We start from the raw sequence: 19,573 nt of genomic DNA on the forward strand, positions 1-19,573 counted from the left end.
TCAGGAAAGCGTCAAGCCGGCGTGATGCGGATGTGCTGGCCGCCGGCCTTTCGTGCTTCGCAGTCGATGCGCACCGGTAGGAACACCTCCATCACCGCGCGATTGCTCAGCAGGTGATCGCTCAGCAGCGGCGTGGTGAAACTGCCACCGCCGGCCAATGCCATGGGCAGTAGCAGCTGGTCGGCGAGATGTTCCTCGACGCTGGTGCCGCTGCGGCGCCAGTCATCGGCTTGGCGCAGCGCCTGGCTGGCGACGCGCTCGGCGCTGACGCCGGACTGGCCGAAGGCGCAGAACACCAGGCTCAGATGCTCGCACTCGATTTCCAAAAGCAGCGCATTGCCCGGCCCCTGATCCTCCGGCAGGCGGACGACCTGAACGGAAGCGGCGTGCCAATCCTGATGCCGCTTCACCTTCTCCAGTTCGCGGTCCGCCACGTGGCCGGGGATGGCGGCCAGCACTGCACGGGCCGAGCGTGAGCGTTCGGCCCCCGCATCCGGCAGATGCAGCGGTTGCAGTTCACCTGGCATCACGCGCACCGCCAGTTCACCAGCGCCCGCCGGCATGAAACCATGGCGCAGCAGTTCGAAGTCCACCTTCGCCCCCATGCGCCGCAGCAGCGGCAGCCAGCTGCGCTGGATGAAGTCCGCCGGTGGCGCCAGCGGGTTGTGCGTGCCGCCGCTGATCGCCAGGCTGCTCGGGCCATCGGCGAACAGCAGGGCGGGCAGCAGCGTCTGCAGCACCAGCACGGCACTGCCCGCGCTGCCGATGGCGAAGCGGTAGTCGCCGCCGCGAATCGCGCCGGGTCGGAAGGTCAGGCTGCGCGAGCCCAATTCGTGGCCTTCCACAGCCGCGCCGCAGATTTCCGCCGCCGCGCGCACCGCCGTCAGGTGCTGGCGCAGCAGTCCCGGCCGCGAGCGCCGGCCACGGATATTGACGATGCGCAGCGCCTTGCCGGTGATCATCGACAGGCTCAGCGCGCTGCGCAGGATCTGCCCGCCGCCTTCGGCGCCGTCGAGTTCGATCAGGTCGCTTTTCATCTTTCGTGTTTCCTTACTTGCTCGCGCAGGAAGCGATCCAGGTGTTCAGTGTTGTGGCAACCGCCGCGGGGCGCGCCGAGGTTTTCCGCGCGCTGCAGCTCTTGCTCGATCAGCCGGTGCAGGGCCGGGCGCGCCGGGCCGTATTCGGCCTCGACCGTCTGGCGCTTGAGCACCAGCAGCTCTTCGACTTCGGCACGCTGCGCGGCATCGTCGAGCGTTGCCTCCATCAGCGTCTCGAAGACCATCGGCGGCATGCCGAGGCCCTGGTCGATCCAGCGCACCGCCAGCAGCGGGCGCAACACGTAGAGGTACTTCTTGTAGCGAACCTCCGCACCTTGCAGATAGCCACGGAAGTTCTTCTTCGCCATCGACAGGTAGTGCGCCCGTGCAGCGGCGGGCGAGTAGAAGTCTTGCGCCAGTCGGCGCAGGCCCTCGGCTGCCGTCGATTCGCTGCGATACACCAGCGGTGAGTCCAGCCACTCCAGCAGCGTCGGGTTGGATTTGCGCAGCAGGCGCAGCGCCTTGCGCAATTCCCAACCGCTGAGGTCCAGCTCGTCGGTCAGCGGGCGCTCCAGAACGTCGCGCGGCTCGTCCACACGCAGGTACCAGTCCGGTTGCTGCACATAGACGAAGCGTACGTCGTAATCGCTGTCCGGAGAGGCGAAGCCCCAGGCGCGGCTGCCTGATTCGCAGGCGTAGAGCACGGTGACGTCGTGCTCCTGTTCCAGTCTTGTCAGTTCCTCCAGTACTCGCTCGCGCATGGCGTCGGGTAGTGGATGGCGGTCTTCCTTGTTCATGTCCTTGTTCCTTGTCTTGCAGTCGAGGTGGGCGGTTTGCGCCCGACTCGCTTTATCCCTTCACACACACCACCTGACGCAGGGTGTGCAGCACTTCCACCAGCTCGCGCTGGGCGTCCATCACGGCGTCGATGTCCTTGTAGGCCATCGGGATCTCATCGATCACGTCCTTGTCCTTGCGGCATTCGACGTGGGCGGTGGCACGCACCTGGTCTTCCACGCTGAACAGCTTCTTCGCCTTGGTGCGGCTCATGGTCCGGCCGGCGCCGTGGCTGCAGGAGCAGAAGGCTTCCTCGTTACCCAGGCCGCGGACGATGAAGCTCTTGGCGCCCATCGACCCCGGAATGATGCCGAGCTGGCCCTTCTGCGCGGACACCGCCCCTTTACGCGTTACCAGTACCTCTTCACCGAAGTGACGTTCCTTCTGCACGTAGTTGTGGTGGCAGTTCACCGCTTCCAGGCTGGCCTCGAACGGCTTGCGGATCACCTGCCGCGCCGCTGCGATCACCGCGCGCATCATCAGCTCGCGGTTCTGCCGGGCGAAGTCCTGAGCCCAACCGACGGCTTCCACGTAGTCGTCGAAGTGCTGGCTACCTTCCTCGAAGTAAGCCAGGTCACGGTCGGGCAGGTTGGCGATGTGCTGGCGCATATCGGCCTGGGCCAGTTCGATGAACAGGTTGCCGATGGCGTTACCCACACCGCGCGATCCGCTGTGCAGCATGAACCAGACGCGGTTGGCCTCGTCGAGGCAGACCTCGATGAAGTGGTTACCGGTGCCCAGGGTTCCCAGGTGCTTGCGGTTGTTGGTCTTCTCCAGCTTCGGGTACTTGTCGGTGATCGCCTTGAAGCGCCCGGCCAGTGCCTTCCACGCATCGTCGGCGTGCTCGGGCACGTCTTCCCAGGCGCCCTGGTCGCGGCGGCCGAAGGTCTTGCCGTGGGGCACGGCCTTCTCGATGGCGCTGCGCAGGCCGTGCAGGTTATCCGGCAGGTCCGCGGCTATCAGCGAGGTGCGCGCGGCGATCATGCCGCAGCCGATGTCCACGCCCACGGCGGCCGGGATGATGGCGCCTTTGGTGGGAATCACGCTGCCGATGGTCGAACCCTTGCCCAGGTGCACGTCCGGCATGACCGCCATGTGCTTGAAGATGAAGGGCATCTTCGCGGTGTTCATCAGTTGCTGCTTGGCGTCTTCTTCCACCGGCACGCCCTGGGTCCAGAGCTTGATCGGTTTGCCGTTGGCGACTTCCAGCAGTTGGAAGGTTTTCTCTTTCATGTCCGTTTCCTTCGTTGCCGAGCAGGCCCTTGTCAGGCCTGCTTCAGCGTTACCAGTCCATTCAATACCTGATCCAGGCCGCCGAATACCGAGATGCGGTCGATTCGTTCGGCCACCCGTTCCAGGGTTTCCAACTCCTTCAGGCGCAGGGCGGTGGGGTTGTCTTCCATCACCTTGGCCGTGTTCAGCAGCGAGCGGGTCGCCGAGGTTTCTTCGCGGCGACGGATCACGTTGGCCTGCGCGGCTTTCTCCGCTTCCACCACCTGGGCCAGCAGGGTCTTCATCTCGCCCGGCAGGATGATGTCGCGCACGCCCAGGCCGTTGACCTCGATGCCGGTGCCTTGCAGCCGCTCCTTCAAGTAGGCGCCGACCGACTCGTCGATCACCTGCTTGTTTTCCAGCAGTTCATCCAGCGTGCGTGTTCCCACCGCCGCCCGCAGGCCGAATTGCAGCTCGCGGTAGAGGTGCTCCAGCGGCTTGGACAGGCTGGAAAACGCCTTCAGCACATCGCTGTAACGCCAGTTGGCGGCCAGATTCAGGCGCAGGCTCACCTTGTCACGGGTGAGGATTTCCTGCCCGCTGACCTCCAGCGCCTGGATGCGTGTATCGATCAGCTCCACGCTCACCTGGCGGTTGTAACGCCAGAAACCATACTGGCCGGCCGGCAGCAACTCGATCACCGCGCCATCGACCTTCAGCACGCCGACCTGGTAGGCCGGCACCAGGGTTACCAGCAGCGCCTCGGCGCCGATCACGCTGCGGCCGCGCAGGTTGCCCTGCATCTGCTGCAGCAGCGACGGTGCGACGCGGTACTCCTGGCTCAGGTCGATGCGTTCCAGGCGCTGCTCGGTCTGGCCTTTCCAGTACAGTTGGCGGCTGCCGGGTGCGAGGATCTCCACCAGCACGCCGTCCTCGAAACGCAGGCCGGCCTCGTTCTCGGCCAGGTCCATGCGGGTGAAATAGCGTTCGACCAGCGCAGGTTCGGACTGGCGCAGGTAGCCGGCCAGGCGGTGCTCGAACAACGGGGTGTTCAGGCTGAAGGTTTCCACGCTCAGGCGGTTGTACAGGTCCAGGTGGCGGTGGATACCCGGCTCGAGGATCGCCAGGAAATCGCCTTCGGAGTACAGCAGGCCACGTTCGTTCTTCTTCACGGTAAAGCGCTTCAGCAGTTTCATCTCGTTCTCTTCCTTCTTTTCTTTGCCCTTGGGTGCCGGTGTTCGCCGGCCCGTCGGGTGGCGAGGAGGGAGCCTGCGAGAGCCAGGTACTGCGGACTTCCTGTCCATTGCGCCGAATCCATCGGCCAGCACGTGTCTTGTCGCAGGCCCGGTCCTCGTACCGGGCGGGCCGGCGGTGGCTTCGGGGCCCTGGCATATCCGGCCTTCCTGGCCGCTTTGCGCCTGTCCCGTCGCCCACCGGCGGGGTGTTGCCTTCATGAGTAGCTGCCTTAACAGGGCAGTGTTCGAGCGGGAGTCGAACCCGCGACAGGCCATTCCTTCGATGGCTGCTCTACCGGACTGAGCTATCGAACGGCGCGGGCAGGATTCGAACCTGCGACGGTTCCCTCGAAAGGGAGTGCTCTACCAGGCTGAGCTACCGCGCCATCGACCGTGACTGCTGCAGCGGCATGCACGAAGCCGACACCAGGGGTGGGCTCGGGCACCGGCGGGAGTGAAAGTCCCTGCCCGTGGGCTGCATCAGCGATGCGGTCGAGGGAGATATAGCGAGGGGCGTGCCAGGTTTGCTTTTGGTGGGCGATGTATTTTTATAACTTTTTGATAAATAACGATTTATTTATTTTTATCACATGTGTTTCTGATTTCTCTGGTTGGTCGATATGGATATTTATGGATATTCTGAGATCGTTGTTTATCTTGATGGATAAAAGATGAAAGCCAAGAAAACGGTCGCCATCGGCTTCCTCGGTTCAACCCTGGACCGCGTCGGCAAGGGTGCGGCGCGCTGGCAGAAGTGGCGGCCCACGGTCGGGCTGTGCCAGCAGCAGGACCTGCTGATCGACCGCCTGGAACTGATCCACGGGTTGGATGCGCGGGATGTCAGCCTGGCCGAGCACATCGCCGCCGACGTGCGGCATATCTCTCCGGAAACCGAGGTGCGCCTGCAGCCGATGGCGCTACGCAACCCGTGGGACTTCGAGGAGGTCTACGGCGCGCTGCATGATTTCGTCGGCGGCTATGCCTTCGATACCGAGCACGAGGACTACCTGGTGCACATCACCACCGGGACCCACGTCGCGCAGATCTGCTGGTTCCTCCTCACCGAGGCGCGCTACCTGCCTGCGCGGCTGGTGCAGGCCTCGCCGTCACGGCGCAAGGACGAGGCGCGGCAGCCGGAAGGGACGGTCGCGGTGATCGACCTCGACCTGTCGCGGTACGACCGCATTGCCACGCGCTTCCGCCGAGAGCAGGAGGAGAGCCTGGCGTTCCTCAAGTCCGGTATCGCCACGCGCAACGCCGAATTCAACCGCTCCATCGAACAGATCGAGCGGGTTGCCGGGCGCTCCCGTGCGCCGATGCTGCTGATCGGCCCGACCGGCGCCGGCAAGTCCTTCCTCGCCCGCCGCATCTACGAACTCAAGCGCGCGCGGCACCAGTTCCAGGGGCGTTTCGTCGAGGTGAATTGCGCGACGTTGCGCGGTGATGGCGCGATGTCGGCGCTGTTCGGTCATACCAAAGGCGCCTTTACCGGCGCGCAGAACGCCCGCGAAGGGCTGTTGCGTGCGGCGGACGGCGGCATGCTGTTCCTCGACGAGATCGGTGAGCTGGGTCTGGACGAGCAGGCCATGCTGCTCAAGGCCATCGAGGAGAAGCGTTTCTTCCCGCTGGGCTCGGACCGCGAGGTGGGCAGCGATTTCCAGCTGATCGCCGGTACCCACCGCGACCTGCGCGAACGCGTCGCCGAAGGGCTGTTCCGTGAGGACCTGTTCGCCCGCATCAATCTCTGGACCTTCGACCTGCCGGGCCTGGCCGGGCGCCGCGAGGACATCGAGCCGAACATCGATTTCGAGCTGGAGCGCCATGCTCGCGAGCAGGGCCGGCTGGTGCGCTTCAACCGCGAAGCGCGCATGCGCTACCTGGCCTTCGCCAATTCGCCGCAGGCGCCGTGGAGCGGCAACTTCCGCGAGCTGTCGGCGTCCATCACGCGCATGGCGACCCTGGCCGACAGCGGGCGGGTCGACGAGGCGCTGGTCGAGGAAGAGATCGGCCGGCTACGCCGCTCCTGGGGCGCCACCCAGGCGGAAAGCCTGCTGCAGCCTTTGCTGGGGGAGGGCGCCGAGGCGCTGGACCTGTTCGACCGCCTGCAACTGGAAGCGGTAATCGGCGTCTGCCGGCAGGCACGCAGCCTGTCCGACGCCGGTCGTCAGCTGTTCGCCATCTCGCGCCAGGAAAAGCAGAACCCCAACGATGCCGATCGCCTGCGCAAGTACCTGGCGCGCTTCGGCCTGGATTGGGCGTCGTTGAGGGGCTGAGGCGCAATGCGCCTCAGTAGTGGTACCAGCGCAGCTCCAGCATCACCTCGTTGCGCGGGCTGGCCTCGTGGCTGAACTCGCGCTGGGCGGACAGGCGCAGCCCCAGGTTGCGGCCCAGTTCCACCTGCTGGCCGAAGCTCAGGGTGCGGCGCACTTCGCCGTTGTGGAAGAAGTCGCCCTTGCCTTCGAGGCTGAGGTTGCCCAGCGGGTTGCTCCACAGCACGCCGGTGTCGAAGCCCATGGCCGGGGCGATGGTGGCGGCGAAGTCCGGGTTGTTCTCGATGCGTGCAGTGCCGAGGGCGTAGGCCTGCAGATCGTCGGTCAGTTTCCAGCTGCCGCCGGCGCCGCCGTTGAGGTGGCCGACCAGGGTGTCGTGGTCGTTGTCGCTGTGCTTGCCGATCACCCGCTCCCAGCCGCCGGCGACCTGCCAGGACAGCGGTTTCAGCAGCTCATTGCGTGGCGTCATCGAGCGGATGGTGACCAGGTCCAGTTGCTGCAGTTGCCAGCGGTTGCCTTCGTACTGGCGCAGCTTGAGCTGGCCGATCTCGATCTGTGCGCCCAGCGGGAAGCCGTAGGCGTTGTCGTCGAGATCGTGGTAGGCCATGCGCAGGCCGTACTGGGCGAAGGCTTCGCCGTCGCGGCTGCCGGCGCCGATCTGCCAGGTGCGCGACTCGTGGCCGTTCTCCGGTTGGCCGGGGCGTTCAACGTTCAGCGCGGGCGGCGGGTTGCGGTTGATTGCCTTGAGCAGGTTGTAGCTGCGCGAGGCGGTGGACTGGTCGCGCTCCTGGCCGGTGGCGCGGTAGCGCACCAGGCGGAAGGCGGTGTCCTGCACCAGGGCCTGGCGTTCAGGGGGCAGGGCGGCGAACTCGGGGCTCTGCAGCTGGCTGTCGTCGTCGGCGATGTGGCGGGCCAGCACTTTCTCGTCGTGGCTCAGCGGTTCGCCGCGGGCCAGCAGCTCGCGTTCGCGGGAGGGGCGATAGTCCACCCGGTCGATCAACCCTGCGTCCTTCACCGCGCGCACGGTGTCGGTGGGGATGGCGGTGAGCGGGAAGTGGTCGGTCAGTTCGGTGCCGGGGCGGGCGATCTCCAGCAGCTCCAGCAGGCGGAAGGAGCAGTTCTCGTCGAAGAAGTAGTACTTGAAGCGGATCTGCTTCAGCTCCCAGACGTGCTCGACCATGCGCGCGGTTTCTTCCGGCGTCAGGTTCAGGCGGTATTCCCAGAGGTCGCGGTTCTCCAGGCGGCTGTACTCGGAGAGCTTCTCGCGGTAGGGCACCAGGGCGAACAGGCCGGGGTAGCCGCCCATCAGGCCCTTCCAGGCGTAGAGGATGCTGTTGTCCATGCCCTCGATGTAGGCGCCGAAGTTGAGCGCGTAGCTGAGCAGGGCGGTGTTGTCGGAGTCGACATCGGCCTGGTCGATGCGCAGCAGGGTGTGGCCGAACATCGAGGAGGGGCTGTTCAGGTAGGCGGCCGGGAACACCAGCACGGCGCTGTGCGGGTTGATGTCGTGGTACCAGGTGGTGAATTCCTCGCACTCGACCGCCGGCAGGTCATCGAGCTGCAACTGCTGGCGCAGCCAGCGGGTGCGCGCCGGGTAGACGCACTGGGCATGCTTGTCGCCGAGGCTGGCCGGGGCGTAGAGGGCCTTCACGGTGGCGGCCAGTTCCGATTGCGGATGGCGATCACCGTCCTTGGCGAGGAAGAACTTCGGGTCGTCGACGAAGCTGCGCCAACCGCCGAGCTTGGCGTGTTCGTAGTGACCCAGGGCCAGCCAGTAGGGTTCGTCAGCCAGCGTCTGCAGGCGTTGTGAGTCGATCGCCGGCGAAGCCAGCAGTGGGGTGCAGGCGCACAGCGCCATCCAGGGCAACAGGCGTTTGGGCATCGAATGGGCTACTGGAAGGGAAGGGTGAGCCCGCCCGGAGCGGGCGGGCTCGTGTTGGCCATCAGGCCTGTTCGGCGTACTTGGCCAGGGTGCTGTCCTGTTTCAGGACGGCCTGGGTGTTGGCGTAGACGTCCTCGGCGGTGACGTCGGACTTGTTGAAGATCTGTGCGAAGTGCTCGTGGGTGACCTGGGCGAAGTGCGCACGGTCCTCGGGCTTCACGCCCAGTACCACGGCGTAGGTGGTCAGCGCTTCGCCGTCACCCTTGGCCATGTCTTCGGACAGCTCGTCCATCATGCTGCTGAGCACGATCATCGGCTTGCCGCCATAGGTCAGCGCGCCGTTGGTGTGGCAGCCGTTGGTGCCGGTGGTCATGCCGAAGGTGTTGTTGCCGCTGGTGCCGTTGGTGGTGGCGGCGAGGACGTGGGTCGCAGTGCCGCGCTGGCCCTTGAACAGCATGTTCCCCCAGCCGCAGCCGTCGCTGCCGGGGGCATCGGCGAGAGCGCTCAGGGAGGCGGTGGCGAGGAGGGTACCGAGCAGAATCCTTTTCATCGTTTTTCTCTCTTTTTGAGGTCGGGGACCATTGAACAGTCGCTGACAGCGAAACAGCGCCTGCCAGAGCTTTTCTCCAATGCCTTGCGGGTGTCAAGGCAACCGCTGCTGCAGTCAGTATGGCCGGGGCCGGTTGAAGGGCTCGGATGGCTTGCTGTTGATCGGCATCAGCGGCGGAAGTCTTGGAACCGACCACACTTGAATCAGTTCCCCTTGCGAGGATGTAGTCATGGTCGATTTCGATCCGCGGCCAGCACTGGACCAGTTGGCGGCCGAGTATTCCAAGCGTGCCGAAGCCATTCGCCGCGACCTGGGTCGCAGCCACTCGCCTGACTTCGCCGAGCAGGCCCAGCAGCGGCAGAACGACGATGTCCTGCGCGCCCTGCTGGCCGAGGCGGAGGCGGGCATGCGCCTGGTGGGCATGGCGCGCCTGCGCCTGGCCGACGGCACCTATGGCGAGTGCGCGCGCTGCGGCGAGGCTATCGAGGAGCGGCGCCTGCGTGCCCTTCCTGCCGCTGAGCACTGCCTGCGCTGCGCCGACGCAGTGGACTGACACTGTCACCAATACTGCCTTGCCAGTGGCGCGCGGGCGGCGCGAGAATGCGGACGAATCTCCGCGGCCTCGCGCCGCTCGAAGCAAGGACCTCCAATGCCCGATTCCGTTGCTGCCGGCCTGCGCCTGGCGCCCGATGAACTGACCCGTCCCTTCACTCCCGAACAGTTTCCCTTCAAGACCACCGAAGAACTGGAGCCTTTCCTGGGCGTGCTCGGACAGGAGCGCGCGGTCGAGGCGCTGCAGTTCGGCGTGGCGATGCCGCGTCCGGGTTACAACGTGTTCGTCATGGGCGAGCCCGGAACGGGCCGCTTCTCCTTCGTGCAGCGCTACCTGAAGGCCGAGGGCAAGCGCCTGCCGACCCCGGCCGACTGGGTCTACGTCAACAACTTCGACGACTCCCGCGAACCGCGCGTGATCGAGCTGCCACCGGGCAGTGCCGCCGAGTTCGGCGCCGATATCGATCACCTGATCGACAACCTGCTGTCCACCTTCCCCTCGGTGTTCGAGAACCCGGCCTACCAGCAGAAGAAGAGCGCCATCGATCGCGCCTTCAACCAGCGCTACGACAAGGCCCTGGATACCGTCGAGCGCCTGGCGCTGGAGAAGGAAGTCGCCCTGTACCGCGACAGCGCCAACATCGCGTTCACCCCGATGAAGGACGGCAAGGCGCTGGATGAGGCCGAGTTCGCCCAACTGCCGGAAGAGGAGCGCGAGCGCTTCCACGCCGACATCGCCGACCTGGAGGAACACCTCAACGAGGAGCTCTCCAGCCTGCCGCAGTGGAAGCGCGAGTCCAGCAACCAGTTGCGCCAGCTCAACGAGGAGACCATCACCCTCGCGCTGCAGCCGCTGCTGGCGCCGCTGGTGGAGAAGTACAACAACAACTCCGGGGTCAGCGCCTACCTGCAGGCCATGCAGCTCAACCTGCTGAAGACCGTGGTCGACCAACTGGTGGACTCCGAACGTACCGACCCGCAGCGCAAGCAGAGCCTGGAAGAGCAGTACGCGCCTAACCAGGCGATCGCCCACCATGCCACCGGTGGCGCGCCGGTGGTGTTCGAGTCTCACCCGACCTACGACAACCTGTTCGGCCGTATCGAGTACGCCTCTGACCAGGGCGCGCTCTACACCAGCTACCGCCAGCTGCGCCCCGGTGCGCTGCACCGCGCCAACGGCGGTTTCCTGGTGCTGGAGGCGGAGAAGCTGCTCAGTGAGCCATTCGTCTGGGATGCCCTCAAGCGCGCGCTACAATCGCGACAGCTGAAGATGGAGTCGCCCCTGGCCGAACTGGGCCGCCTGACCGCCATGAGCCTGACGCCGCAGGTGATCCCGCTGCACATCAAGGTGATCATCATCGGTTCGCGGCAGATCTACTACACGCTGCAGGACCTGGATCCGGATTTCCAGGAGATGTTCCGCGTACTGGTGGATTTCGACGAGGACATCCCGCTGGCCGAGGACAGCCTCGAACAGTTCGCCCAGTTGCTCAAGACCCGCACTTCGGAGGAGGGCCTGGCGCCGCTCACCCGTGAGGCCGTGGCCCGCCTGGCCACCTACAGCGCCCGCCTGGCCGAACACCAGGGCCGCCTTTCCGCGCGCATCGGCGACCTGTTCCAACTGGTCAGCGAAGCGGACTTCATCCGCCAGCTGGCCGGCCAGGAAGTGACCGACCTGGGCCACATCGAGCGTGCCCTGAAAGCCAAGGAAACCCGCACTGGTCGCGTCTCGGCGCGGATTCTCGACGACATCCTCGCCGGCATCATCCTGATTGACAGCGAAGGCGCCGCGGTGGGCAAGTGCAACGGCCTGACCGTACTGGAAGTCGGCGACTCGGCCTTCGGCATGCCGGCGCGCATTTCCGCCACCGTCTATCCGGGCGGCAGCGGCATCGTCGACATCGAGCGCGAGGTCAACCTCGGCCAGCCGATCCACTCCAAGGGCGTGATGATCCTTACTGGCTACCTTGGCAGCCGCTACGCCCAGGAGTTCCCCCTGGAGATTTCCGCGAGCATCGCGCTGGAGCAGTCCTACGGCTATGTGGACGGCGACAGCGCCTCCCTGGGCGAGGTCTGCACGCTGATCTCTGCCCTGTCGCGCACGCCGCTGCGCCAGTGTTTCGCTATCACCGGATCGATCAACCAGTTCGGCGAAGTACAGGCGGTCGGCGGGGTCAACGAGAAGATCGAAGGCTTCTTCCGCCTCTGCGAGGCCCGCGGCCTGACGGGCGAACAAGGCGTGATCATCCCGCGCGCCAACGTCGCCACCCTGATGCTCGACGAGCGTGTGCTGCAGGCGGTGCGCAACGGTCAGTTCCATATCTATGCCGTGCGCCAGGCCGACGAGGCGCTGAGCCTGCTGGTCGGCGAGCCCGCGGGGGCGCCGGATGCCAAGGGCCACTTCCCCAAGGGCAGCGTCAACGCCCGCGTCGTGGAACGCCTGAAGGAAATTTCCGAGCTGGGCATGGATGAGGACGAGAAGGAGAAGCCGGCGAAGGAGGCAGTCGCCGCCAAGCTGGTCAGCAAGCCGAAGGTGGAGAAGGTGCCGGTGGACAAAGCCCCCGTAGAGAAAGAGCGCGCCCGCAAGAAGAAAGACGCCGACTGAGGACGGCCAGGGCAGGGCGCCGGCCGGGACATTCCACCGGCGCCATTTTCACGCCGTTGCCCGCAAGATGGCCGGATAAATCCGCACTTTCGCGTGTCAGAACCTGGGTGTAGTCTCAATCTCAGGACAACCGCGAGGGTGCCGCCATGCCGCGTAACCTCTGCCTTATCCGCCCCTGTCTGGGGCTGACCACGCGCATTGAGTGCGAGATCAGGCCGCTGGCCGGAGAGAATGGACTCTGGACTTTGTTGTGCGCCGCCGGCATGTCCGGTGCGCAGCCCACCGCCATCAAGGCGCAGGGCCCGTTCTGCGGGCCTTTCGTGGCCGAAGGTGTGCTCGAGGCGATCTCCGACTGCCTGGCCCAGCAGGGCTACATCGTGGCGGACGATCCCCCCATCTGGCAGTTGCACCTGCAAGGCGAACTGCGCCGCCTGAACGGCGAGCGCTCGCGCCATGTCGGCAACTTCCAGTTCCGCCCCGAGGGTTGAGGCTTTCAAGGCCGGGAGAGGAGCTGTGCAGTCCCTGCACGATCCACTGAAAGCCGCGGGGCGCCTGGGCGCTACGGTTTCATACCGCGGCCGCCTACCTATTTATCCACAGACATATTTATCTATAGAAAGCCGGGATAACTCGCAAAGGTCATCCGCTATACTGCGGCCGCCCCTTTCCCAACGACCATTCCTGCGAGAACCATGGAACGCTTCGTCGAAAACTCCCTGTATGCCGCGCGCTGGCTGCTGGCGCCGATCTACATCGGCCTGTCGCTGGCCCTGCTGGCGCTGACCATCAAATTCTTCCAGGAAATCTTCCACATCCTGCCGAGCATCTTCAGCATCGCCGAGGCGGACCTGATCCTGGTGCTGCTGTCGTTGATCGACATGGCGCTGGTCGGTGGCCTGCTGGTGATGGTGATGTTCTCCGGCTATGAGAACTTCGTGTCGCAGCTGGATATCGACGAAGGCAAGGAAAAGCTCAGCTGGCTGGGCAAGATGGACGCCAGTTCGCTAAAGAACAAGGTGGCGGCTTCCATTGTGGCGATCTCCTCGATCCACCTGCTGCGCATCTTCATGGACGCCAAGAACATCGAAGACAACAAGCTGATGTGGTACGTGATCATGCACCTCACCTTCGTCCTCTCGGCTTTCGCCATGGGCTACCTGGACAAGGCCACGCGCCACGACCACTGAAGCCCTGCTGCGCCATCCACGCCGCCCGGCCGTTGCAAAACGGACGGGCGGTTGCGTTTTCACCTTGCGGTGAGCGCCTGCTGGTCAAGACTTTCCGCGTGGATCAATCCGCAGGAGGTGCAGCACATGAATCTGCAGGAACTGACCAGCCGCTCCGTCGCCGGCGACATCGACGAGATCAACCTGGTGTCGCTGGAGGGGGATATCTACGTGCTGGAAGCACGCATGGGAGCCCGTTTCTATCCGGTTCAGGACGAGGCCGGGCACGTCATCAGCGTGCGCTCCGTTGCCCACGCGCGTGAAGTGCTCCGGGCGCTACCCAGTGTCCCCTTCCATCTGGTACATGCCGTGGTGCACGACGAGATGTGCGGCATGGACGATGAGCGCGACATCGGCGCGGGCGTGACCATCCCGTTGCATTAGGTCCCGGGCGCTGGGCCCGTCCCGCTACGCGAGGCTCGCACGGTGGGGGCGGCGGTGCATCTGTGCTAGGCTGGCGGCCCTTTTTTGAACCCCCAGCGGAGCGCCGCCATGAGCGAACTCAATCTTTCCACCGACGAAGCCCGCGTCAGCTACGGTATCGGCCGTCAGCTGGGCGACCAGCTGCGCGAGAACCCGGTCCCGGGCATGACCCTCGACGCCATCCTCGCTGGCCTGTCCGACGCCTACGCCGGCGCCGAAAGCCGTGTTCCGGGCGAAGCCCTGTCCGCCAGCTTCCAGGTAATCCGCGAGCGCATGCAGGCCGAAGCCCAGGCTAAAGCCGAAGCCGCCGCCGCCGTTGGCCGCGAGTACCTGGTGGAAAACGCCAAGCGCGAAGGCATCACTGTCCTGCCGTCCGGCCTGCAGTACGAAGTGCTGGTCAGCGGCGACGGCGCCAAGCCGTCCCGCGAAGACACCGTGCGTACCCACTACCACGGCACCCTGGTCGATGGCACCGTCTTCGACAGCTCCTACGAGCGCGGCCAGCCGGCCGAATTCCCGGTGGGCGGCGTGATTGCCGGCTGGGTCGAGGCCCTGCAACTGATGAACGCCGGCAGCAAATGGCGCCTGCATGTGCCGAGCGAGCTGGCCTATGGCGGCCAGGCCGTCGGCAGCATCCCGCCGCACAGCGTGCTGGTGTTCGACGTCGAGCTGCTGGAAATCCTCTGATCCCACGAGGGTTCACTGCGGAGTGCCATCCCTGGCCGCTCCGCAGGAAAAGGGGCGCTCCGGCGCCCCTTTGTGCATCCGCCTCCCGGGCGACGGAGCACTGGCGACGCGTCCTGCGCCGCCACAATCGTTCAGGTGCACCCGCGTTTTTGTAGGAGCGACCTTGCTCGCGAACCTGGTGACGTTGGTGCGGAGCTCTTTGCGAGCACGCTCGCTCTCACAGGCTTTTGCCTAGCGCAGTGCGCGGGCGTAACAGAACAGGAACAGGTTGCGCACCAGTTCCTTGAGCACCAGCGGTTCGCTGGTGCTGAGCTCGGACAGCTCCAGGCCGCCCTGTTCGCGCAGCTCATCCAGGGCCTCTTCCTCCAGCACTGCGCAGACTTCCCGGGTGTCCCGATGCAGGATGCGCAGATAGGGGTGCGGGCGATCCAGCCAGGCGTCGATCATGTAGGTCATGGCATGTTCCTCCGTGCAGACCGTTTAATGAGAATAATTCTTATTATCTCAATAGCAAGCCTGAATTGGAAAAAATTTCGCGCCGGTGACGATCTATTGTTCCCGATCAACGGGCAGGCAACAAAAAGCCCGCCGCGGCGAACCGGGGCGGGCCTTTGTGAAACGGCGGATCAGTGCGTGCGGGCGACCGAGAATTCCGCGAGCTCGATCAGTGCGGCGCGATACTCGTTGTCCGGCAGTGCCTTGAGGTGCTCGATGGCGCGGGCGGCATACTCGCGTGCCAGGTTGGCGGTGTAGTCCAGGGCGCCGGCGGCTTCCACGGCGGCGCGGATGCCTTCCAGGTCCTGGCTGCCGCCCTGCTGGATGGCCTTGCGCACCAGCGCGGCCTGTTCCGGGGTGCCATCGCGCATGGTGGCGATCAGCGGCAGGGTGGGCTTGCCTTCGGCGAGGTCGTCGCCGACGTTCTTGCCCAGGCTGGCGGCGTCGCCACGGTAGTCGAGCAGGTCGTCCACCAGTTGGAAGGCGATCCCCAGGGCGTCACCGAACAGGCGCAGCGCCTCGGATTGTTCCGGCTGGGCGTTGGCCAGCGCGGCGGCGCTGTGGGTGGAGGCCTCGAAGAGCATCGCGGTCTTGCCGCGGATGACTTCCATGTAGGTTTCTTCGGTGGTGCTGGCGTCACGGACCTTGGACAGCTGCAGCACTTCGCCTTCGGCGATCACGCGGGTGGCCTGGGAAATGATGCGCATGACCGGCATGGAGCCCAGCTCGACCATCATTTCGAAGGAGCGCGCATAAAGGAAGTCGCCCACCAGCACGCTCGGCGCGTTACCCCACTGGGCATTGGCGGTGGCACGGCCGCGGCGCAGGCCGGAGGCGTCGACCACGTCGTCGTGCAGCAGGGTGGAGGTGTGCAGGAATTCGATGGTGGCGGCCAGCAGCTTCAGGTCGTCGCCCGAATAGCCCAGGGCCTTGCCGGACAGGAGCACCAGCAGCGGGCGCAGGCGCTTTCCCCCCGCGGAGATGATGTAGTCGCCGATCTTTTCCACCAGGGGAACGCGGGAAGTGAGTTGGCGACGGATGATGCCGTCGACGGCGGTGAAGTCGTCCGCCACCACGCGATAGAAAGCCTGGGGTTGCATTAAAGACAGCGCTCCTCGTAGATTGCCGCGGCATGCTAGGTGCCGCTGTTTGGGCTGTCAAGGCAAGGCCCCATGGGGCTTGATCCGCACCTGGGCTTTGCGTACAATCGCGGCCCCGAACTTCCCTGGCATATCCTGCCTTACGCAATTGCACGGGCGTCCTTTCCGGCCCCATGCAGCCATGCCGACCGATTCCTCTTTCTATAAAGCGTCGGGTGAGCAGGTCTAACGGAGACATCCAGATGTACGCAGTAATTGTTACTGGTGGCAAGCAATACAAAGTCACCGAAGGCGAATTCCTCAAGGTCGAGAAACTCGACGTCGCCACCGGCGAAGCGATCAATCTGGATCGCGTTCTGCTGGTCGCCAACGGCGATGACGTCAAGATCGGCCTGCCGGTGGTAGAAGGCGCGAAAGTGACCGCAGAAGTGGTTTCCCACGGTCGTCACGACAAAGTGCGCATCATCAAGTTCCGCCGCCGCAAGCACCACATGAAGCGCCAGGGCCACCGCCAGTGGTTCACTGAAATCAAAATCACCGGCATCCAGGCCTAATTCCTTTTAGGAGAATTGACTCATGGCACACAAAAAAGCTGGCGGTAGTACCCGCAACGGCCGCGACTCAGAAAGCAAACGCCTTGGCGTGAAGCTGTTCGGTAGCCAGGCTGTCAAAGCAGGCAACATCATCGTGCGTCAGCGCGGCACCCAGTTCCACGCTGGCTACGGCGTTGGCATGGGCAAGGATCACACCCTGTTCGCTAAAGTCGACGGCGTGATCAAGTTCGAAGTGAAAGGCGCCTTTGGCCGTCGCTATGTAAGCGTCGTCGCTGCCTAAGCGAGCTCTCACTGAAAAAGCCCTGTCTCGCGACGGGGCTTTTTTGTTTCTGGCGTTTCCAGGCGAGGTGCCGTCGGTTCGGGCGTTTGCGCGGACTTGGCTGTATCCTATGCTCCTTTTCTTATTTTCAACCCGCCGGCTCGGCGGGAGGCGTTCGCAATGAAATTCGTCGACGAAGTATCCATCCACGTGAAAGCCGGTGACGGCGGCAACGGCCTCATGAGCTTCCGCCGCGAGAAGTTCATCGAGAAAGGCGGTCCCAACGGCGGTGACGGTGGCGACGGCGGCTCGGTGTTCCTCGAGGCCGACGAGAACCTCAATACCCTGGTGGACTACCGCTACACCCGCCGTTTCGACGCCCAGCGCGGCGAGAACGGCGGCAGCAAGGACTGCACCGGCGCCAAGGGCGAGGACCTCGTCCTGCCGGTGCCGGTCGGTACCACCATCATCGATGCCAACACCCAGGAAATCATCGGCGACCTGACCACTGCCGGTCAGCGCATCATGGTGGCCCAGGGCGGCTGGCACGGCCTGGGTAATACCCGCTTCAAATCCAGCACCAACCGTGCACCGCGCCAGACCACGCCGGGCAAGCCGGGCGAGGCGCGCGACCTCAAGCTGGAGCTGAAAGTGCTGGCGGACGTCGGTCTGCTGGGGCTGCCGAACGCCGGCAAGAGCACCTTCATCCGCGCGGTGTCCGCCGCCAAGCCGAAGGTGGCCGACTACCCCTTCACCACCCTGGTGCCGAACCTGGGTGTGGTCAGTGTCGGTCGCTTCAAGAGCTTCGTGGTCGCCGATATCCCCGGCCTGATCGAAGGTGCCGCCGAAGGCGCCGGCCTGGGTATTCGCTTCCTCAAGCACCTGGCGCGCACCCGCCTGCTGCTGCACATCGTCGACATGGCGCCGCTGGATGAGAGCGACCCGGCCGATGCCGCGGAAACCATCGTCCACGAGCTGGAGAAGTTCAGCCCGGCGCTGACCGAGCGCGATCGCTGGCTGGTGCTGAACAAGATGGACCAGATCCTCGAGCCCGAGGAGCAGGAGCGCCGCAAGCAGGAAGTGGTGGATCGCCTGGGCTGGGAAGGTCCGGTCTACGTGATTTCCGCCCTGGAGCGCGAGGGCACCGAGGCCCTGAGCCAGGACATCATGAAATACCTCGACGAGCGCACCCTGCGCATCGAAGAAGATCCGGCCTATGGCGAGGCCCTGGCGGCGCTGGATCAGCGCATCGAAGATGAGGCCCGCGCCCGTCTGCAGGCGCTGGATGATGCTCGCGCCCTGCGTCGCGCCGGCCTGAAGAATGCCGACGATGCGGATGACGATGATTTCGAGGATGACGAAGACGACGGCGACGGTCCGGAAATCTTCTACGTGCCCTGATAGGGCGCGTGGTCAGTTCTCTGTTTGTAGCGTGTAGCCCGGCGGCCCAGGCTGCCGGGTCCTCCAGTGTTCCCCGTGGATGCGGGGATGAACCGAACCGCCTGATTGTTAAGGTTGAGGCTATGCGTGAGAAGGTCACTGGCGCCAAGCGCTGGGTAGTCAAGATTGGCAGTGCGTTGCTGACCGCCGATGGTCGCGGTCTGGATCGCGACGCCATGGCGGTCTGGGTCGAGCAGATGGTCGCGCTGCATTGCGCGGGCGTCGAGCTGGTGCTGGTGTCTTCCGGTGCTGTGGCGGCGGGCATGAGTCGCCTGGGTTGGGTTGCCCGACCTAGTGACATGCACGAGCTGCAGGCGGCCGCCGCGGTGGGGCAGATGGGCCTGGTGCAGGCCTGGGAGTCGAGCTTCGGCGTGCATGGCTTGCAGACCGCTCAGGTGCTGCTGACCCATGATGACCTGTCCGATCGCAAGCGCTACCTGAACGGGCGCAACACCTTGCGCACGCTGGTGGATCTCGGTGTGATCCCGGTGATCAACGAGAACGACACCGTGGTCACCGACGAGATCCGCTTCGGCGACAACGACACCCTGGCGGCGCTGGTGGCCAACCTGGTCGAGGCTGACCTGCTGGTGATCCTCACGGATCGCGATGGCATGTTCGATGCCGATCCGCGCAATAACCCCGATGCCCAGCTGATCTTCGAGGCTCGTGCCGATGATGCGGCGCTGGATGCCGTGGCTGGTGGTACGGGCGGCGCGCTGGGGCGCGGCGGCATGCAGACCAAGTTGCGCGCGGCCCGTCTCGCGGCGCGTTCCGGTGCACATACGGTCATCGTTGGTGGTCGTATCGAGCGCGTGCTGGATCGCCTGCGTGTGGGTGAGCGTCTCGGTACGCTGCTGACTCCCGAGCAGAGTCGCAAGGCCGCGCGCAAGCAGTGGCTGGCCGGCCACCTGCAGATGCGCGGCACCCTGGTGCTCGACGATGGTGCGGTGAAGGCGCTGTCGCAGGATCACAAAAGCCTGCTGCCGGTCGGTGTGAAGGCTGTGCAGGGCAGTTTCCGGCGCGGTGAGATGGTGGTTTGCGTGGATCAGCAGGGGCGCGAGATCGCCCGTGGGCTGGCCAACTACAGTGCGCTCGAGGCGCAAAAGATCATCGGCCAGCCGACCGACGCGATCGAAGGTCTGTTGGGTTATGTCGATGGTCCGGAGCTGGTGCACCGCGACAACCTGGTTCTGGTCTGAGGAGCGT

General features: G+C 65.0%; 19 protein-coding genes and 1 tRNA gene. 11 read left to right on the forward strand and 9 right to left on the reverse strand.

Going from position 1 to position 19,573, the window contains the following annotated elements:
• Window positions 1-11 precede the first annotated feature (11 nt).
• The 5 genes from rtcA to LDJ84_RS04890 form a co-directional block, all read right to left on the reverse strand.
• The gene (rtcA, locus tag LDJ84_RS04870; protein ID WP_196912429.1) at window positions 12-1,037 is read right to left on the reverse strand and encodes an RNA 3'-terminal phosphate cyclase; all 1,026 of its coding nucleotides are present in this window, start codon (window positions 1,035-1,037) and stop codon (window positions 12-14) included.
• Complete coding sequence (locus tag LDJ84_RS04875; protein ID WP_226045980.1) at window positions 1,034-1,834, reverse strand: nucleotidyltransferase domain-containing protein; 801 nt, start codon at window positions 1,832-1,834, stop codon at window positions 1,034-1,036. The genes rtcA and LDJ84_RS04875 overlap by 4 nt, the downstream gene beginning before the upstream one ends.
• Before the next feature lie 52 nt (window positions 1,835-1,886).
• On the reverse strand, window positions 1,887-3,107 hold the full coding sequence (locus LDJ84_RS04880; protein ID WP_084358175.1) for an RtcB family protein: 1,221 nt from the start codon (window positions 3,105-3,107) through the stop codon (window positions 1,887-1,889).
• A gap of 32 nt (window positions 3,108-3,139) precedes the next feature.
• Window positions 3,140-4,282 carry a slipin family protein gene (locus LDJ84_RS04885; RefSeq protein WP_084358177.1) on the reverse strand — a complete coding sequence of 381 codons (1,143 nt, stop codon included), beginning with the start codon at window positions 4,280-4,282 and terminating at the stop codon, window positions 3,140-3,142.
• A gap of 352 nt (window positions 4,283-4,634) precedes the next feature.
• Window positions 4,635-4,707 (reverse strand) — tRNA-OTHER (locus LDJ84_RS04890).
• Between the two features lie 285 nt (window positions 4,708-4,992).
• Between LDJ84_RS04890 and rtcR the strand changes: the two genes are divergently transcribed.
• The gene (rtcR, locus tag LDJ84_RS04895; protein ID WP_226045981.1) at window positions 4,993-6,594 is read left to right on the forward strand and encodes an RNA repair transcriptional activator RtcR; all 1,602 of its coding nucleotides are present in this window, start codon (window positions 4,993-4,995) and stop codon (window positions 6,592-6,594) included.
• 13 nt (window positions 6,595-6,607) lie between these two features.
• Here the strand turns inward: rtcR and LDJ84_RS04900 are convergent, their stop codons facing one another.
• The gene (locus LDJ84_RS04900; RefSeq protein WP_226045982.1) at window positions 6,608-8,473 is read right to left on the reverse strand and encodes a DUF4105 domain-containing protein; all 1,866 of its coding nucleotides are present in this window, start codon (window positions 8,471-8,473) and stop codon (window positions 6,608-6,610) included.
• Between the two features lie 61 nt (window positions 8,474-8,534).
• The gene (locus tag LDJ84_RS04905) at window positions 8,535-9,023 is read right to left on the reverse strand and encodes a DUF3015 domain-containing protein (RefSeq protein ID WP_038803701.1); all 489 of its coding nucleotides are present in this window, start codon (window positions 9,021-9,023) and stop codon (window positions 8,535-8,537) included.
• Between the two features lie 229 nt (window positions 9,024-9,252).
• Here LDJ84_RS04905 and LDJ84_RS04910 point away from each other — a divergent pair, with 229 nt between their 5' ends.
• The 6 genes from LDJ84_RS04910 to LDJ84_RS04935 all read left to right on the forward strand — a co-directional run bounded on the left by LDJ84_RS04910 (window position 9,253) and on the right by LDJ84_RS04935 (window position 14,516).
• Complete coding sequence (locus LDJ84_RS04910) at window positions 9,253-9,576, forward strand: TraR/DksA family transcriptional regulator (protein ID WP_024763072.1); 324 nt, start codon at window positions 9,253-9,255, stop codon at window positions 9,574-9,576.
• Between the two features lie 96 nt (window positions 9,577-9,672).
• Complete coding sequence (locus tag LDJ84_RS04915) at window positions 9,673-12,180, forward strand: Lon protease family protein (protein ID WP_196912432.1); 2,508 nt, start codon at window positions 9,673-9,675, stop codon at window positions 12,178-12,180.
• Window positions 12,181-12,326: 146 nt separating this feature from the next.
• Window positions 12,327-12,668 (forward strand): hypothetical protein, encoded by a 342-nt coding sequence (locus tag LDJ84_RS04920; RefSeq protein ID WP_024763074.1) that lies wholly within the window; start codon window positions 12,327-12,329, stop codon window positions 12,666-12,668.
• 204 nt (window positions 12,669-12,872) lie between these two features.
• Window positions 12,873-13,367, forward strand: a complete 495-nt coding sequence (locus LDJ84_RS04925) for a TIGR00645 family protein (protein WP_017521628.1) — start codon at window positions 12,873-12,875, stop codon at window positions 13,365-13,367.
• 126 nt (window positions 13,368-13,493) lie between these two features.
• Window positions 13,494-13,790: a DUF6482 family protein gene (locus LDJ84_RS04930; RefSeq protein WP_024763075.1), complete on the forward strand. Its 297-nt coding sequence runs from the start codon at window positions 13,494-13,496 to the stop codon at window positions 13,788-13,790.
• A gap of 108 nt (window positions 13,791-13,898) precedes the next feature.
• Window positions 13,899-14,516 carry an FKBP-type peptidyl-prolyl cis-trans isomerase gene (locus tag LDJ84_RS04935; protein ID WP_024763076.1) on the forward strand — a complete coding sequence of 206 codons (618 nt, stop codon included), beginning with the start codon at window positions 13,899-13,901 and terminating at the stop codon, window positions 14,514-14,516.
• Between the two features lie 231 nt (window positions 14,517-14,747).
• Here LDJ84_RS04935 and LDJ84_RS04940 read toward each other — a convergent pair whose 3' ends face one another.
• Together LDJ84_RS04940 and LDJ84_RS04945 are read right to left on the reverse strand one after the other, a co-directional pair.
• Entirely contained in the window at window positions 14,748-14,972 is a 225-nt protein-coding gene (locus LDJ84_RS04940) for a hypothetical protein (RefSeq protein WP_226045983.1), read from the reverse strand.
• Between the two features lie 170 nt (window positions 14,973-15,142).
• Entirely contained in the window at window positions 15,143-16,111 is a 969-nt protein-coding gene (locus tag LDJ84_RS04945) for a polyprenyl synthetase family protein (protein ID WP_024763078.1), read from the reverse strand.
• A gap of 242 nt (window positions 16,112-16,353) precedes the next feature.
• On the opposite strand from LDJ84_RS04945, the gene rplU reads away from it, so the two are divergent.
• The 4 genes from rplU (at window position 16,354) to proB (ending at window position 19,566) form a co-directional block, all read left to right on the forward strand.
• A complete protein-coding gene (rplU, locus tag LDJ84_RS04950; protein WP_017521623.1) occupies window positions 16,354-16,665 on the forward strand; it encodes a 50S ribosomal protein L21 in 312 nt (103 codons plus the stop codon).
• 22 nt (window positions 16,666-16,687) lie between these two features.
• Window positions 16,688-16,945 carry a 50S ribosomal protein L27 gene (gene rpmA, locus LDJ84_RS04955; protein WP_017521622.1) on the forward strand — a complete coding sequence of 86 codons (258 nt, stop codon included), beginning with the start codon at window positions 16,688-16,690 and terminating at the stop codon, window positions 16,943-16,945.
• A 159-nt stretch (window positions 16,946-17,104) separates the two neighbouring features.
• Entirely contained in the window at window positions 17,105-18,325 is a 1,221-nt protein-coding gene (cgtA, locus tag LDJ84_RS04960; protein WP_226045984.1) for an Obg family GTPase CgtA, read from the forward strand.
• Window positions 18,326-18,447: 122 nt separating this feature from the next.
• On the forward strand, window positions 18,448-19,566 hold the full coding sequence (gene proB, locus LDJ84_RS04965; protein ID WP_226045985.1) for a glutamate 5-kinase: 1,119 nt from the start codon (window positions 18,448-18,450) through the stop codon (window positions 19,564-19,566).
• Window positions 19,567-19,573 lie beyond the last annotated feature (7 nt).

This window comes from Pseudomonas sp. HS-18, from assembly GCF_020401845.1.
GTDB lineage: Bacteria > Pseudomonadota > Gammaproteobacteria > Pseudomonadales > Pseudomonadaceae > Pseudomonas > Pseudomonas nitroreducens.